At 42.8% G+C, this 14,054-nt stretch carries 16 protein-coding genes and 1 pseudogene; 12 read left to right on the plus strand and 5 right to left on the minus strand.

Annotation, left to right across the window (positions count from 1 at the left end; genetic code table 11):
* From V5G28_RS05095 to V5G28_RS05130, 8 genes and pseudogenes are all read left to right on the plus strand, one after another.
* Window positions 1-172 (plus strand): annotated as a pseudogene (locus V5G28_RS05095) (NUDIX hydrolase); the annotation flags it as partial.
* An 89-nt stretch (window positions 173-261) separates the two neighbouring features.
* Window positions 262-648 (plus strand): RidA family protein, encoded by a 387-nt coding sequence (locus V5G28_RS05100; protein ID WP_332990403.1) that lies wholly within the window; start codon window positions 262-264, stop codon window positions 646-648.
* A gap of 9 nt (window positions 649-657) precedes the next feature.
* Complete coding sequence (locus V5G28_RS05105; RefSeq protein ID WP_332990405.1) at window positions 658-1,248, plus strand: DUF1016 N-terminal domain-containing protein; 591 nt, start codon at window positions 658-660, stop codon at window positions 1,246-1,248.
* Between the two features lie 8 nt (window positions 1,249-1,256).
* Window positions 1,257-1,697, plus strand: coding sequence for a DUF1016 domain-containing protein (locus V5G28_RS05110; protein ID WP_332990407.1), 441 nt, complete (start codon window positions 1,257-1,259; stop codon window positions 1,695-1,697).
* Window positions 1,698-1,815: 118 nt separating this feature from the next.
* Window positions 1,816-2,316, plus strand: coding sequence for a hypothetical protein (locus V5G28_RS05115; RefSeq protein ID WP_332990409.1), 501 nt, complete (start codon window positions 1,816-1,818; stop codon window positions 2,314-2,316).
* A gap of 604 nt (window positions 2,317-2,920) precedes the next feature.
* A complete protein-coding gene (locus V5G28_RS05120) occupies window positions 2,921-4,027 on the plus strand; it encodes a hypothetical protein (protein WP_442994221.1) in 1,107 nt (368 codons plus the stop codon).
* Window positions 3,957-5,876: a pentapeptide repeat-containing protein gene (locus V5G28_RS05125; protein ID WP_332990413.1), complete on the plus strand. Its 1,920-nt coding sequence runs from the start codon at window positions 3,957-3,959 to the stop codon at window positions 5,874-5,876. Before V5G28_RS05120 ends, V5G28_RS05125 begins: the two co-directional genes overlap by 71 nt.
* A gap of 188 nt (window positions 5,877-6,064) precedes the next feature.
* Window positions 6,065-7,027, plus strand: coding sequence for a DUF4351 domain-containing protein (locus V5G28_RS05130; protein ID WP_332990417.1), 963 nt, complete (start codon window positions 6,065-6,067; stop codon window positions 7,025-7,027).
* Here the strand turns inward: V5G28_RS05130 and V5G28_RS05135 are convergent.
* Complete coding sequence (locus tag V5G28_RS05135; RefSeq protein ID WP_332990419.1) at window positions 7,024-7,215, minus strand: hypothetical protein; 192 nt, start codon at window positions 7,213-7,215, stop codon at window positions 7,024-7,026. The two genes, V5G28_RS05130 and V5G28_RS05135, sit on opposite strands and share 4 nt — an antisense overlap.
* A 220-nt stretch (window positions 7,216-7,435) precedes the next feature.
* On the opposite strand from V5G28_RS05135, the gene V5G28_RS05140 reads away from it, so the two are divergent.
* Window positions 7,436-8,410: a phosphate/phosphite/phosphonate ABC transporter substrate-binding protein gene (locus V5G28_RS05140; protein WP_332990421.1), complete on the plus strand. Its 975-nt coding sequence runs from the start codon at window positions 7,436-7,438 to the stop codon at window positions 8,408-8,410.
* A 62-nt stretch (window positions 8,411-8,472) separates the two neighbouring features.
* On the opposite strand, the gene V5G28_RS05145 is transcribed toward V5G28_RS05140, so the two are convergent.
* On the minus strand, window positions 8,473-8,613 hold the full coding sequence (locus V5G28_RS05145) for a hypothetical protein (RefSeq protein ID WP_332990423.1): 141 nt from the start codon (window positions 8,611-8,613) through the stop codon (window positions 8,473-8,475).
* 95 nt (window positions 8,614-8,708) lie between these two features.
* Here V5G28_RS05145 and V5G28_RS05150 point away from each other — a divergent pair, with 95 nt between their 5' ends.
* Window positions 8,709-9,443 carry a phosphonate ABC transporter ATP-binding protein gene (locus V5G28_RS05150; RefSeq protein ID WP_332990425.1) on the plus strand — a complete coding sequence of 245 codons (735 nt, stop codon included), beginning with the start codon at window positions 8,709-8,711 and terminating at the stop codon, window positions 9,441-9,443.
* Between the two features lie 29 nt (window positions 9,444-9,472).
* Window positions 9,473-10,267, plus strand: coding sequence for a phosphonate ABC transporter, permease protein PhnE (gene phnE / locus V5G28_RS05155; RefSeq protein WP_332990427.1), 795 nt, complete (start codon window positions 9,473-9,475; stop codon window positions 10,265-10,267).
* 100 nt (window positions 10,268-10,367) lie between these two features.
* Here phnE and V5G28_RS05160 read toward each other — a convergent pair whose 3' ends face one another.
* The 3 genes from V5G28_RS05160 to V5G28_RS05170 all read right to left on the minus strand — a co-directional run bounded on the left by V5G28_RS05160 (window position 10,368) and on the right by V5G28_RS05170 (window position 12,594).
* Entirely contained in the window at window positions 10,368-11,036 is a 669-nt protein-coding gene (locus tag V5G28_RS05160) for a glutathione S-transferase family protein (protein WP_332990429.1), read from the minus strand.
* A 602-nt stretch (window positions 11,037-11,638) separates the two neighbouring features.
* A complete protein-coding gene (locus tag V5G28_RS05165; RefSeq protein WP_332990431.1) occupies window positions 11,639-12,292 on the minus strand; it encodes a (2Fe-2S) ferredoxin domain-containing protein in 654 nt (217 codons plus the stop codon).
* 53 nt (window positions 12,293-12,345) lie between these two features.
* Window positions 12,346-12,594 carry an Asr1405/Asl0597 family protein gene (locus V5G28_RS05170; RefSeq protein WP_096568541.1) on the minus strand — a complete coding sequence of 83 codons (249 nt, stop codon included), beginning with the start codon at window positions 12,592-12,594 and terminating at the stop codon, window positions 12,346-12,348.
* 506 nt (window positions 12,595-13,100) lie between these two features.
* On the opposite strand from V5G28_RS05170, the gene V5G28_RS05175 reads away from it, so the two are divergent.
* Window positions 13,101-13,655, plus strand: coding sequence for a Dps family protein (locus tag V5G28_RS05175; RefSeq protein ID WP_096568537.1), 555 nt, complete (start codon window positions 13,101-13,103; stop codon window positions 13,653-13,655).
* Window positions 13,656-14,054 lie beyond the last annotated feature (399 nt).

Raw genomic sequence — 14,054 nt, forward strand, 5'->3', positions numbered from 1 at the left:
TTGTGTTTTTGGCAACGGCGACAGGTGAACCCAAGGCGGGGATGATGCTAAGGGTATAGGAATTTTTGAGTACTTGGGGCGTACCTGAGAATTTATGTTTTGACCATGATATAGATTTCTGCATGATTATTGGCGGTATCGGCATTATGGTATACGTCCAAGGTTGGAGTAGAATGAACCGCCAAGAGGAGCCAGCGCTGCAGGGGAGTTTCCCTCCGCAGGCGACTGGCGTCGCAAAGAACGCCAAGGAGGAGGAGATGAGTGAAAAGGGTTATTCGGACTGAGAATGCACCTGCACCAGTGGGACCATATAATCAGGCGATCGCAGCTTCTGGTGAGTTGGTTTTTGTGGCTGGGCAAATTCCTCTTGACCCCAGTACGGGGAAGATTGTTGGTGAGGGGGATGTGACTGTGCAGACTCAACAGGTGATGGCGAATTTGGAGGCGATTCTCACGGCTGCTGGGGCGAGGTTTGAGGATGTGGTGAAAACGAGTGTTTTCTTGGCAGATATGAATGATTTTGCGGCGATGAATGCGGTGTATGCAAAGTCTTTTGATGAAGCGACAGCGCCAGCACGTGCATGTGTGCAGGTGTCGCGTTTGCCTAAGGATGTGTTGGTGGAGATTGAGTGTATTGCGGTGGTTTAAGGCTGAGTTATGGCGAATGAGTTACCACTTGCTCAAGAATATGAAGAATTCTTGGGCGAACTCAAAGAACGTATAAGACAAGCTCAAGTACAGGCGGCGCTTGCTGTCAACCGCGAATTGATATTGTTGTATTGGCAAATTGGACGAGATATCCTTTGGCGACAGCAACAGCAAGGCTGGGGAGCAAAGGTGATTGAGCGTTTGGCTGCTGACTTACGCAAAGCTTTTCCAGAGATTAAGGGGTTCTCGTCTCGCAATCTTAAGTATATGCGGGCTTTCGCTGAAGCTTACCCGGATGAGCAATTTGTGCAAGCACCTCTTGCACAAATTACGTGGTATCACAACATTGCGTTGATGGAAAAACTCAAGTTAACAGAGGAGCGGAAGTGGTATGCTTACAAAGCGATTGAGCAGGGTTGGAGTCGCAATATATTAGTCCATCAAATTGAAAGTGGACTCTACCACCGACAAGGAAAGAGTGTTACTAACTTTGATCGTACTCTTCCCAAACCTCAATCAGAACTGGCACAGCAAATTATTAAAGACCCCTATAATTTCGATTTCCTGAGTTTAGGAAAAGCGGCCAAGAGCGCGATTTAGAGAAGGCGTTGATTAACCATATTCGTGATTTCTTATTAGAACTGGGAGTAGGTTTTGCCTTTGTCGGGAGTCAATATCATCTGGAAATCGGAGGCGAAGATTTTTATATTGATTTGTTGTTTTATCACTTGCGTTTGCGCTGCTTTGTTGTTATTGACCTGAAGATTGAAGAATTCAAGCCGGAGTTTTCTGGCAAGATGAATTTCTACGTTTCGGCTGTGGACGATTTACTGCGACACCCAAGCGACCAACCCAGTATTGGCATGATTTTGTGCAAGAGCAGAAATAAGACGATTGTAGAATATGCTCTGCGCGATATGAATAAGCCGATTGGTGTTTCTACTTATCAATTAAGACAGGCTTTGCCGGAGAATTTACAAAGAAGTTTGCCTACAGTTGAACAGTTGGAAGCAGAATTAGATGCGGTGTCGGTAGAAATTCAAGAATAGAGTGAAATGATGAAATTGCATGACCAATTGGTGCTTGATAATTCAAGTAAATAAAAGTGGCGCTCGCTTTTCTTCATTTGGGAACACTGTATTTAGGTATCCCAAAGGAGTCTCAAAAATGGCAGACAATCGTATCAGTGCTAGTCTTTCCCAAAGCGATTGGCTTTGCCACTGCCCCTTGGGCAATCGCCAAGCAGTCATGCAGGCTATTGCTACCATTCGCGAAAAATTACCGTTTTTGATAGGTTTGACAACTGAAGAGCGGCGCACAATGCTAAAGATGGGAGATAAAAGTCGGGCTTTTGTCACCAAAGCCTTAGAAGTGGCGACGCAAAACCCAGATTTTCTTCCTCGTTCTTTTAATTTGGAAGAGATGCGCCGGGATATGATGTTGTACGAAGCGTTATATCCTGTGCTGCTATCTCTGACGCAACTGCAAGACTTAGTAGATGATACGTGTATGACGGCTGCAAGTGAAGCGTATACATCAGCGCTAGCAGTTTATAGTTATGCCAAAGCAAGTGGAAACGTGATGGGTTTAGATGCGGTTATTAATGAGATGGGGCGCAGGTTTACCCGTCGTACTAAGAAAAAAGCATCGGATATTCCAGCTAGTTAAGGTTTGAAATATCCTATTCTCAGTTTAGTTAGTAGTTAGCGCTTTAGCGCTGAAGCGCTAACTACCAACCCATCAAGTTTAGTAAATTACCCAGTAGGGTGTGTTAGGCGCACCCTTTGGATATGATTTGTAACGAAGAACATGAGCAAAGCGCCTAACGCACCGCCGTTAACAACATTGAGCTTCTAAGAGTCAACGTTGAGCTTCTGAAGGTAAAGTTTGACCTTTTGAGAGTCAACATTGAGCTTCTGAAGGTGAAGTTTGACCTTTTGAGAGTCAACATTGACCCTTTTAGGCTCAACATTGAGCTTTTGAAGGTGAAATGTGAGGCTTTGAGGTTCAACGTTGAGCTTCTGAGGGTGGAATGTCACTCCTGCTCAATCAATTACGAAAATTACTGGTGTGTTTTAGTTTTGAGACTGTAGGGTGTGCCGTGCTAAGTAAAACCGTAGGATATGAACATAAGTTTAGGGCACTGCCCACCTTACAAGTTGTGGTCTCAATCAATTATGAAAATTAGTGGTATGTTTTAGGAAAAGCGATGTGAGACGTTGTTTTAATAAATTGGATAAGTATTTCTACCAGCGTAAATAATACAACGGCTATGAGCAGCACACCAAGAATTCGCGTCACTCAGCCCAATAAAGTAATAAGGAAACCTGAGATTAAGCAGCGAGAGCTTTGGACAGCATTAGCCAAAACAATAGCAAATCTTGCGACTGTTAATTTAAGCAACGTGCCAGAAAATGTTGTAGACATTGGAGCATCACTGGGGCTAAAACACAAACCAGAAGAACTTGCTTGGCTGCTAATTCTCCATTCTCTCAAGCAAGCAATAGAAAGCTTGGTGAAAGACTATCGACAGATAGATACGCAAGTCACCGAAAATATCATTGTGGCGCTTTCTGAATATTGTCTAAGCACATTTTTAATAAACAAAGAACTAACTCTTTATCCTGGCTTTTTTGACGACCCTATAGAATCGCTTATTATTAAATCCAATGAAACTCCTGTTGATACAGGTAACGAAACTTATTTTCTTGAAGCAGTCAAAACTCCTTTTGCCCAGTGGTTAGAGAGTTTTCGTCTTAATAAGGCAGAGGTCAAAGCCATTAGTGATAGGCTTCCTACTGAGTTTTTCTATGCTTTGCTACAAGAGTGGAAGGAAAATAGTGATAAATATACTCCTTTGCAAGAAGAACTCAATAGCCCTTTTAATGCAGTTATTGAACGGGAAAGTAAAAAAGAACTAGCATGGCGTTTGTATTCAGTATGGCTGCAAAACCAAGTCAATCAACGAATTTTTGATGAAGCTTTTACCTTGAAAGATGTTTATGTTCCTTTACGTGGATACTATGAACGCAAAGCTGAGGGTGAAAATGATAAGACTGAGCAAATAGTTGTTGATTTAGAAAAAGAACTAGAAGAGTGGTTAAATACAGATGACAAAACAGATACTATCCGCGTTATTAGTGGAGGACCAGGAAGTGGAAAATCTTCTTTTACCAAAATGTTCGCCGCAAAACAGGCAAAAAAAGGTGTAAAAAAAAGAAATTTTCACGTGTTATTTATTCCTTTGCACCTTTTCAATCCAGAGGATGACTTGGTTGATGGCATTAGCAAATTTATCAAGTTAATGCGTGACATTCCTTTTACCTCCCAATCCTTTGGGAGAAGAAAATTATGTTTTACAATTACTGATTATTTTTGATGGCTTAGATGAGCTAGCCATGCAAGGGAGAATCGCTGAAGAGGTAGCTCAAAAGTTTGTGAGTGAAGTACAGAAACAAGTTTCTGGTTTTAATTTCTCTCAAATTCGTTTGCGAGTCTTAATGAGTGGTCGAGAACTAGTGGTGCAAAGGAATAAGAGTGAGTTCCGCAAACCAAAGCAAATCTTGCATATTCTGCCTTATTTTGTAGCTGAAGAAGAAATTAATCAAAAAAACTACATTGATGAACAAAATTTGTTAAAAGAAGACCAACGGCAGCGATGGTGGCAATTTTATGGTACAGCAAGTGGTCACGGTTACACTAGTTTACCAGGAGAGTTAGATAAAGGTCGTCTTAAAGAAATTACTTCCCAGCCCTTGCTTAATTACTTAGTTGCCCTAAGTTATGTACGGGGTGAGTTGGTACTTTCTGAAGATAGTAACCTGAATGAAGTTTATGCAGATTTATTAAAGCAAGTTTATGAGCGGGTTTGGGCTGATGAAAATTCGCCACATAAAAATTTAGCACTTAAGGGAATTGAGGAAAAAGATTTTGTTCGTATCCTAGAAGGAATTGCTGTTGCTGCATGGCATGGAGGGGATGGAAGGACAACAACAGTCGCAGAAATTGAAAAGAATTGTGACAGCGATACCTTACAACGTGTTCTCAATATTTTTAAACAAGATAAAAAAGCCAGTGTCACTCGTCTGTTAACTGCTTTTTATTTTCGCCAAAGTGGTCTGAAGGGAAGCGAGGAAACTTTTGAATTTACTCACAAGAGTTTTGGTGAGTATTTGACGGCAAAACGCATTGTAGATGAAGTCAAGCGTCTTCATGAAATGCCAGAAATTAGCAAAGCATATTCATATGTAAATTGGAATGAAAAGGAAGCTTTAAAAGACTGGGCAAAGCTATGCGGTTCAACCGCTATGGATGAGTACATTTTGAACTTTGTTGTCAATGAAATGCGGTTGAAGGATAAAGCTGAAGTTGGCAAATGGCAGCAGACACTATGCCAGTTGATTAGTTTTATGCTGCGTCATGGAATGCCGATGGAAAAATTAGAACCTAGACCTAATTTTCAAGAAGAAAACCGACTTGCACGTAATGCGGAAGAAGCATTGTTAGCTGTGTTGAATGCTTGCGCTAGAGTGACAGAAGAAATTTCTCATATTGAATGGCATTCTCCTGAAGCTTTTGGTACTTGGATTTCCCGACTGCATGGGCAAAGAGTTGATGCTTATGCTGAAGTGTTTTGCTTAAGTTGCTTGAGTTTTTTAGATTTACAAGATTGCATTTTAGTCTGGAAAGATTTTGGATGGGCGAATCTTAAAGGGGCGATTCTTGAAGGGGCGAATCTTGCAGGGGCGAATCTTGAACGGGCGAATCTTGCAGGGGCGAATCTTGCAGGGGCGATTCTTGAACGGGCGAATCTTGAAGGGGCGAATCTTGAAGTGGCGAATCTTGAAGTGGCGAATCTTGAAGTGGCGAATCTTGAAGGCGCGAATCTTGAAGGCGCGAATCTTGAAGGGGCGGCTCTTCTACGGGCGAATCTTGGAGGGGCGATTCTTGAACGGGCGATTCTTGTATGGGCGATTCTTGAACGGGCGAATCTTGAACGGGCGAATCTTGGAGGGGCGATTCTTGAACGGGCGATTCTTGGAGGGGCGAATCTTGAAGGCGCGAATCTTGAAGGCGCGAATCTTGTAGAGGCGAATCTTGTAGAGGCGAATCTTGAAGGGGCGAATCTTAAAAAGACTAAGCGTGAAGGGGCAAAGTTTGCAGGAACAATTCTTGAGGGCAAAGATTTAACATACTTAGATAAAGATTCAGATTCTGATGAATCTTAACAAAGCGTCAGCTGTGTCAGCGCCAGCGTCCCATACCAAATTTAAAGAGCCACAGATCCCCGACTTCTTTAAGAAGTCGGGGATCTTGTTTTTCGATGGAGTGCGATCTTCGCAGTGTCAATGAGAACTGCTATATTGCACCGTAAGCTTGATAATTGAAACACCAGTACCATATACCAAGCTCATTCATGACCTCCGAACGCGAAAGGGTCGATAATGATTCACCGTGGAAAGAAATTTTAGAAGCCTACTTTCCCCAAGCAATGCAATTCTTCTTTCCTCAAACAGCTGCATTAATTAATTGGGAACGTCCCCATGAATTTCTGGATAAAGAATTCCAACAAATAGCCCGCGATGCCGAACAGGGAAGAAGATACGCAGATAAATTAGTGAAAGTTTGGCAAATTGAAGGACAGGAAATTTGGCTGTTAATCCATGTCGAAATCCAAGCAAAACCGGAAGATAACTTTGCAGAAAGAATGTTTTCCTACAACCTACGAATTTTTGACAGATTTGCGAAACCAGCCATTAGTTTAGCGATTTTGTGTGATACAGACCTGACATGGCGACCAAATCAATACAGTTATAATTATCCCGATACGAGTCTGCATTTTAAATTTGGAACCATCAAGCTTCTCGATTATCAAAACCGTTGGACGGAATTAGAGAAGAGCGATAATCCTTTTGCAACGGTTGTGATGGCACATTTGAAAACACAGCAGACGAGTAAAAAGCTAGGAGAACGCAAAACTTGGAAATTTAGCTTAATTCGCCGATTGTACGAATTAGGTTTTCCCGAAAAAGATATTCGTAACCTTTACCGCTTCGTGGATTGGGTTATGATTTTACCAAAAGCATTAGAAGCAGAGTTTTGGCAAGATTTTAAGGAGTTTGAGCAGGAGCGTGCAATGAGCTATATCACTACAGGCGAGCGCATTGGCTACGAACGTGGAAAACAAGAAGAGGGACAGACTATAATTGTGCGGCTACTACAAAGACGAGTAGGAGAGCTATCTCAAGACGTTAAAAAGCAAGTACAGGCTCTTCCACTCGAAGATTTAGAAGCACTTGGCGAAGCCTTATTAGATTTTACAGCAATGGGTGACTTGCTAAATTGGTTACAAGCACATCCTAATGAAACTGAAAATTAGCAATCTTCGCAGCTTAACGAAGCGATCGCATTTATTGTAACCGACCACGCGGGCGATCTTTGCAGCTTAACCAAGCGATGGGCTGCGCCCCGCCGTAGGCGATCGCGTTGAGATGTTGCACTGAGACACAGATCCCCGACTTCTTTAAGAAGTCGGGGATCTTGTTTTTCAGCTATAGTAATGTGCATTTTAAATTTGGAACCATCAAGCTTATTCCCCCCCTCCTCGCTTGCGGGGAGGGGTTGGGGGTGGGGTTCTCAGTTCAAGTTTTCTAGCCAATACCCAAAGAACGACTCAGCACTGATTGACTTTTTCTCCAAAAAGCTTAATAATATTTTCTCTTAATAACAATCTTGTTAAAACAAATTCGCAAAATTATTAAGAAACTTTTCTAATGGAGGGTGGCAAATGAGTGTGAGGAAAAAGGGTTTATTGAGTGCTGGGGCTGCGTTTGCAGTGTTGACAGGGTTAGTTGCTGGTTGCTTTGGAGGTATGCAAGCAATTGCTAACTCAAGCCGAAATCAGAAGAGTTCAACATTAGTTGCTCAAGCAGAGCAAAAAACTTTAACAGTTATCTTTCCTAATAGGTCTGATTCTACAGACTTGCAAAATAAAGCAAATGCAGTCGCGACATTTTTGTCCAAAGAACTAGGAACACCAGTTCAGGCAAAAATCGGCGATGATACAGCTGCTGTAGAAGCTTTAAGAGGAAACACCGCTGATGTGGCTTTTTTAAGCAGCCGTCCGGCTTTGAAAGCTGAACAACTCGCAGGCGCACGCTTGTATTTAGCAGAGGTACGTCCGACTTACTCTGGAAGATACACTTATAATTCAATTTTTGTTGTCCCCAAAGATAGCTCGCTCAAAACTTTAGGCACATCGAAAGCAACTTTGGAACAGTTGCGGGGGAAAAGAATGGCATTTACTTCGCCAACTTCTGGATCGGGGTTTATCTTCCCTGTGGGTGAGTTGGTGAAACAGAAACTTGTGGGAAATCGCGATCGCCTAGACGCTTTCTTCAGTCAAGTTGTTTACGGTGGCGATTACAGTAAAGCGTTAAAAGCTGTTGTGCAAGGTCAAGCAGATGTAGGGGCTGTGTCAGAATATGCTTTCAACACTCCGTATATTACGGATGCTGAAAAAAGCCAGTTACGAGTTCTCTATAAAATCCCTGGAGTTCCAGCACACGGCGTAGCTATTGATGATGATGTTCCTGCTGCTACACGCGAACGAATTATCAATGCCATGCTGAAGTTAAATGAACCACAAAACAACGAATTGCTTCGCAGCTTGTATAACTCCACAGAATTGGTAAAAGTTGACCATAATAAGCATTTAGCACCAATTCGTGAAGCGCTTAAGAACGCAGGAATTGACCCGTAGTTAGTAGTGGCGTGTCAAGACTAAAGTTGTGCATAAAATCTAAATCTTGTGGTGCGGGCATCTTATCTTGCCTGCACTGGACGGGCAAGATGCCCATCCCACAAAAGAATTCTAATACACCAATTTAGGCTTGCCACGCCACTACTGGTTCGTCCCATTAATTCTGGTGGGTTCGTAGTGAGCGATTTATCGCTCAATTTCAAGGGCTAAAGCCCTGACTACAAACTTTCACAACCCCGCAAAACTAATGGGACAGACTACTACATGGTTTCTAAATAATTGAAATGCCTAAGCGCACATGATTCAGCCAGTCATTGAGTGTCAGGATGTAGAAACTGCTTATTCCGCAGCTTTGAATCGTCCTATCCTTAACCAAATTAATCTCCAGATTCATCAGGGTGAGTTTGTCGTATTGCTGGGACTCAATGGCGCGGGTAAGTCTACGCTTTTGCGTTCTTTAGTTGGGTTAGTACCAATCGTGCGGGGAGCAATTGGGATCAATGGTGTACAATTAACTCCACGCACGCTGCCTCATATTCGACGTGATGTTGGTATGCTATTTCAGGGCGGCGGATTGATTCGGCAATTATCGGCAATTGAGAATGTGCTGTGCGGACGCCTTGGCGCTAGGACAACTTGGGAAACGCTGTTTGGGTTTCCTAAAAATGACCGTCGTCAAGCGTTGGAACTGCTGGAACAGTTAGGGTTAAGAGAGCAAGCTTATCAAAAAACAGGTCAACTCAGCGGCGGACAACAACAACGAGTGGCGATCGCTCGTGCTTTGATGCAATCTCCTCAAATCCTACTAGCAGATGAACCCATCACAGGATTGGATATCAAAGCATCCAAACAGGTGATGGAAACTTTATCTATGTTGCACTCGCAAAGTATGACAATTGTGACAGTTTTACACGATTTGGGTGTGGCGGCGCAGTATGCCCAGCGTGCAATTATGTTAGATGCTGGACGTATTGTTTACGATGGATGTTGTGATAATCTGCAAGCTAAATTTGCTCAAGCACAATCAAGTTGATCGCACATAGTAGGCAAATTTTTTGTTTCATGAAAAATTTCTCTCATGTTTGGAAACGCTTTTCTTGGGTGAGTCGCCTACTCATCCTGTGCGTTGTGATTTTGGTTTATGGTTGGGCATTCCAAGGTCTGAAAGTAGATTTTGGACTATTAAAACAAAGCTGGTTCAATATTATTGATTTTGTATCACGGTTGTTTCCCCCAAAGACAAGTTGGGATATTTTCCATAAAACAATCAAAGCACTGGTAGAAACTGTCCAGATGTCTGTGGTAGGAACGACTCTAGGGGCAATGCTTTCTCTCCCTATTGCTATTGCCAGCGCCCGCAATGTCGCCCCAGTTTGGCTACAATGGTTAGCTAATTTCCTGCAAAATGCTGTACGTTCTGTCCCCTCGATTATTTTAGGCTTGCTATTTGTCGCAGCAACTGGACTTGGTCCACTAGCAGGTACACTGGCTTTAAGTATCTACACAATTGGCTATCTAGGAAAATTTTATCAACAAGCGATTGAAGCGGTTGACCCTCGTTCTATAGAATCTTTGCAAGTCGCTGGTGCATCGCGAATCCAAATTGCCCAATATGGTATCTTGCCGCAAGTGCTACCCTTGGTGTTAGGCTACACCTTATGGATGTTTGAGTACAATATCCGTGCTGCCTCAGTTCTTGGTGCTGTTGGTGCTGGTGGCTTCGGCTTTGAGCTAAAAAGTTACATAGATGGCTTTGAGTATACTAAGGCAACGACTATGATCCTGATACTGTCGGTCGTTGTTACTGTGATTGATGCTCTCAGCAGCAAGTTGCGTCAGCATTTGGAATCAATGTAGTTAGAACGCCCAATCCTGCTTAAATATCTCGTTGGATCATTATCTGTGTAGCATTCCTAAAATCGGCGAGTGGTGTAGTGCATCAAATTGCCCACGGACATCAAAACGCGCTTCGCGTTGCGCCCCAGTCGAGTGCTGGGTCTCGCTCATGTCCCGCCGCCTTCATTGCACGCTGATAGCCGGGGCGAGCGCTAATCCTTGCCAGCCACGCCTTGATAAAAGGACGGTTGTCGAGACCGACATTGTAGAACGCTTTCATCGTACCAAATGGGAAGTGCATCATGATGTCGGCGGCGGTGAACTCAGCTCCTGCAAAGTAAGCCGCTCGTGACAAATGATCTTCGACCATCTGTAAGTGGCGCTCAAGCCGCTCGCGTAGGGTAGGCAATAATGGAGAGTCGCTGTTTGGCCCTGCGACCATCGCGGCGATCCAGTTCACGCCGATCTGCGCCATCAGACTGGCGTTCGCGTAGTGGAACCAGTACAGGTAGTCGGGATACTGCGGTGACCTAACAGGAACAACCAGCCGTCCATTTCCGTAGCGAGCTAGTACATACTCGACGATCGCGCCGGACTCGGCCATAACGATTTCGCCATCGCGCAACACTGGCGCACTGCCGAGCGGATGAACTCTTCGCAGTTCGGTTGGAGCAAACTGTGTGACCGGATCGCGTTGGTACACACGCAGTTCATAGGGCAACTCTAGTTCTTCGAGTAGCCAGATGATGCGTTCGGACTGGGAGACGTTGAGATGGTAGACGGTAAACATATGCCCCTATACCTGCCTTGCCTTGGGTAGACTTCGCTTTGAGTATAGCAGCGCCGATAACCGGGGTTTATGAAAAGAGGAACACTGTAAACTTTTGTGTGCTTCGGTAGATAACGGCTAAAAGCTAATCGTCACAATGTTTTCAAGTACTTGGCACTTGATGTCAGCTTCTTCTCTAGCCTTAGCCCAATTAGGGTGCTTGCCGAGATAATACCAGCAAAATTGGCACGATTCCCAACATCGTTGATCTAACGAAAGTGTATCAATTCTCCTTTTTAGTTATATCCTGGTGCTACAAGCGCCAGTGGCGCAATGTTCGCTTAACTGCACAAGCGTTTTCAGCACAAACCTACAAGATTTACTGGATTTTTAGGCGTAATCCTTTTTTACTTTCCTTGCACAGCTGCGTTAAAACTTAAGACTTTTCCTACTTGAGTTCTACTTTTGTAATTGGTTACAAATGATAAACCCGGTTTCTTAAAGAAACCGGGTTGATGAGAAATTTTGCAAAACTTTTGCAAAAATCACGAGTGAGTTTTTGAACAACAGCGCTAATAAAATTCTTAGTAGATTTTCCCATTAATCTAGTAGTGCTACAACTGTCAGCACTCAGCTTGCGATAAGCACGTTACTTTACTTTCCTGATCTTGCTCGTTGTCTACGCTGTCACCGCCAAAATGTTTGTCCATCAGTGCAGGGACTTGTGTAGCTTTTATACGGCTGTAGCGAGTTTTGTCTGGCATCACCAAGTTTGGTCCGGCTTTGCAATTTTTCATGCAACCAGTTCCTTTAATCGTCACTTCTGACTCTAAACCGCGAGCGCTTACAGCCGCTTCCAAAGCCTGACAAACGCCTGTGCCGCCCCGTTTCATGCAATCAGACTTTTGACAGACTAATATAGTAGCTTTTTTTGGCTTGGCGTTACTAGAAGAGGACACGGAGACATTTTCTCTGTGGACGTCTTTATGTCTCAATGTCGCTGCGTCTGGTGAAGCCGCCATCACTCGCTGTGCCTTGAGTTTCACTTCGCCCGTTTTCTGGTCGTGCTTTTTTTCTCCGACAACTTGCAACCAAGTCCCTGGGGGTAAACGCAAGTCAAAACTAGCACGTAAATGTTTAGCGAGTTTAACGTAGCATTCACCGTCGGTAGTTTGCAGTAGTAAGCCTTTGAGGTTGTAACCATCTTTGATGACAAAATCTAGAAGCTTTCCCTCAAGGCAAAATTCGGAAACTTCGGTTGTGTGGAATTTACTCATTTCTTTGACCTATTTTTGACTAATTTTTGACTAAGTTTAGCTACAGCAAGCTTTTAAGTGCGATACTGCCAGCATTTTTTCAGAGTCCCAATTAAGTCTTGGCGGCAAGTAGTAAATTGCCGCATAACACTCCAAAGTTGTATGGCGGCTGTAGGATTGCTTATTTCAACTGTCAATGGCTGGTTTGTCTCACACTGGCAAGGAATGTCTAGTTCCTGCAAGCGTCGATATATTTGCCAGCGATCTGCCCAATTTACCTCAACGATGTACTTTACCTGCGGTTCTAAAATTGACGGTTTCAAGACAATCCCCCTAAAAATGCAATAGTTTTGCAGTAAGTACGCACCTTGACTCCCATAATTTTTTGTTTGTTAGGAGCTTAGTACAACTTGTCATTCATAGAGGTCGGAAATCAAAATTATGCCAAATCTGGGAAATCAATTATCCCTTAAGGCAATTCTGAACCCCCTTTTATGGTCATCTGTACTTAGCTTCTTTACATAAGAATAACCTAAGTGCAAACTTTTCTCAGTAATTTTTGAAAAAAAATAAAATTTATAAGCATTCTTAAACTTTCCCTCAGTTGAAAATAATACAATGCACACTTACTGAAAAAAATCAGTATTTTGGATAACATTAAGGATGATATGTGTGGAAATCTCTAAAAAGCGATCAAACTTAGGGCTTATTTTTAATACAAAACTCAAAAGATTGTGAAAATAATTGAGCTTGCTATGATTTTTAAAATGTTAAGATGTAGAGACTAAGCAGTTAGGATTGCTATCTGCCAAAAGCGAGGAGAACAACAATGTCTGAAACGCAAACTTTGTTACGGAATTTTGGTCAAGTCTATGACAATCCTGTCCTCTTGGACAAAAGTGTAACTGAGCCGGTTTGTGAAGGATTTAATGTCGTATTAGCAAGTTTCCAAGCACTGTACTTGCAATACCAAAAGCATCACTTTGTAGTTGATGGTGCAGAATTCTACTCTCTGCATGAGTTTTTTAACGAAAGCTACAACGAAGTCCAAGAACATGTCCATGAAATTGGAGAACGCTTAGATGGACTGGGCGGAGTACCCGTTGCTAACTTGCGCAAATTGGTAGAATTAACCTGCTTTGAGCAAGAACCCGATGGCGTCTATTCTTGCCGTCAGATGGTAGAAAATGACCTGAAGGCAGAACAAGCGATTCTTGGTGTGATCCGCCGCCAAGCTGCACAGGCAGAAAGTTTGGGCGATCGCGCTACCCGCTATTTATACGAAAAAATCCTGTTAAAAACAGAAGAAAGGGCTTACCACTTGGCTCACTTCCTTGCCAAGGATAGCTTAACCTTGGGATTTGTTCAACCTGCTCAAAACTAACGCAGTCATAATAGTGAGTGGTTTAACTAGACTGGAAAAAAAAGTTGTAAGTACTGATTGTTAAACAACTATTAAGAAATGGCAGAGAGGTAGACGCCCTACCTCTCTGCCATTTTTTCATACAAGTTAACAAAAAAATATGCGGGGTTAACTTCTATTGTTCGGCAAGGTAGTTAGTAAATATTGTTATTTAGCAAGATTAGCATATGAATAAAAGACGAAATTTTTCGTTGAGGCATTTGTCAAAAATGATTATCTGCTTATTGAGAAAAGTCACCATTTTAAATAGAAAAGAGTTGCAAAAGAAAAATCACCATAGCATGATAAATGAATAAAATAAGACCTTTAAAACCAGCCAATAAAAAAACAGGGTACACACGATAGGACATAGCAAAAAAG

It is taken from the genome of Scytonema sp. PRP1, from assembly GCF_036697665.2.
Classification (GTDB): Bacteria; Cyanobacteriota; Cyanobacteriia; order Cyanobacteriales; family Nostocaceae; genus Kalymmatonema; species Kalymmatonema gypsitolerans.

Excerpts from the sequence above, each read along its gene's own strand:
- V5G28_RS05105 (WP_332990405.1), top strand. The coding sequence starts at position 658 with ATGGCGAATGAGTTACCACTTGCTCAAGAATATGAAGAATTCTTGGGC.
- V5G28_RS05115 (WP_332990409.1), top strand. The coding sequence starts at position 1,816 with ATGGCAGACAATCGTATCAGTGCTAGTCTTTCCCAAAGCGATTGGCTT.
- V5G28_RS05120 (WP_442994221.1), top strand. The coding sequence starts at position 2,921 with ATGAGCAGCACACCAAGAATTCGCGTCACTCAGCCCAATAAAGTAATA.
- V5G28_RS05130 (WP_332990417.1), top strand. The coding sequence starts at position 6,065 with ATGACCTCCGAACGCGAAAGGGTCGATAATGATTCACCGTGGAAAGAA.
- V5G28_RS05135 (WP_332990419.1), bottom strand. The coding sequence starts at position 7,215 with ATGCACATTACTATAGCTGAAAAACAAGATCCCCGACTTCTTAAAGAA.
- V5G28_RS05140 (WP_332990421.1), top strand. The coding sequence starts at position 7,436 with ATGAGTGTGAGGAAAAAGGGTTTATTGAGTGCTGGGGCTGCGTTTGCA.
- V5G28_RS05150 (WP_332990425.1), top strand. The coding sequence starts at position 8,709 with ATGATTCAGCCAGTCATTGAGTGTCAGGATGTAGAAACTGCTTATTCC.
- phnE (WP_332990427.1), top strand. The coding sequence starts at position 9,473 with ATGAAAAATTTCTCTCATGTTTGGAAACGCTTTTCTTGGGTGAGTCGC.
- V5G28_RS05160 (WP_332990429.1), bottom strand. The coding sequence starts at position 11,036 with ATGTTTACCGTCTACCATCTCAACGTCTCCCAGTCCGAACGCATCATC.
- V5G28_RS05165 (WP_332990431.1), bottom strand. The coding sequence starts at position 12,292 with ATGAGTAAATTCCACACAACCGAAGTTTCCGAATTTTGCCTTGAGGGA.
- V5G28_RS05175 (WP_096568537.1), top strand. The coding sequence starts at position 13,101 with ATGTCTGAAACGCAAACTTTGTTACGGAATTTTGGTCAAGTCTATGAC.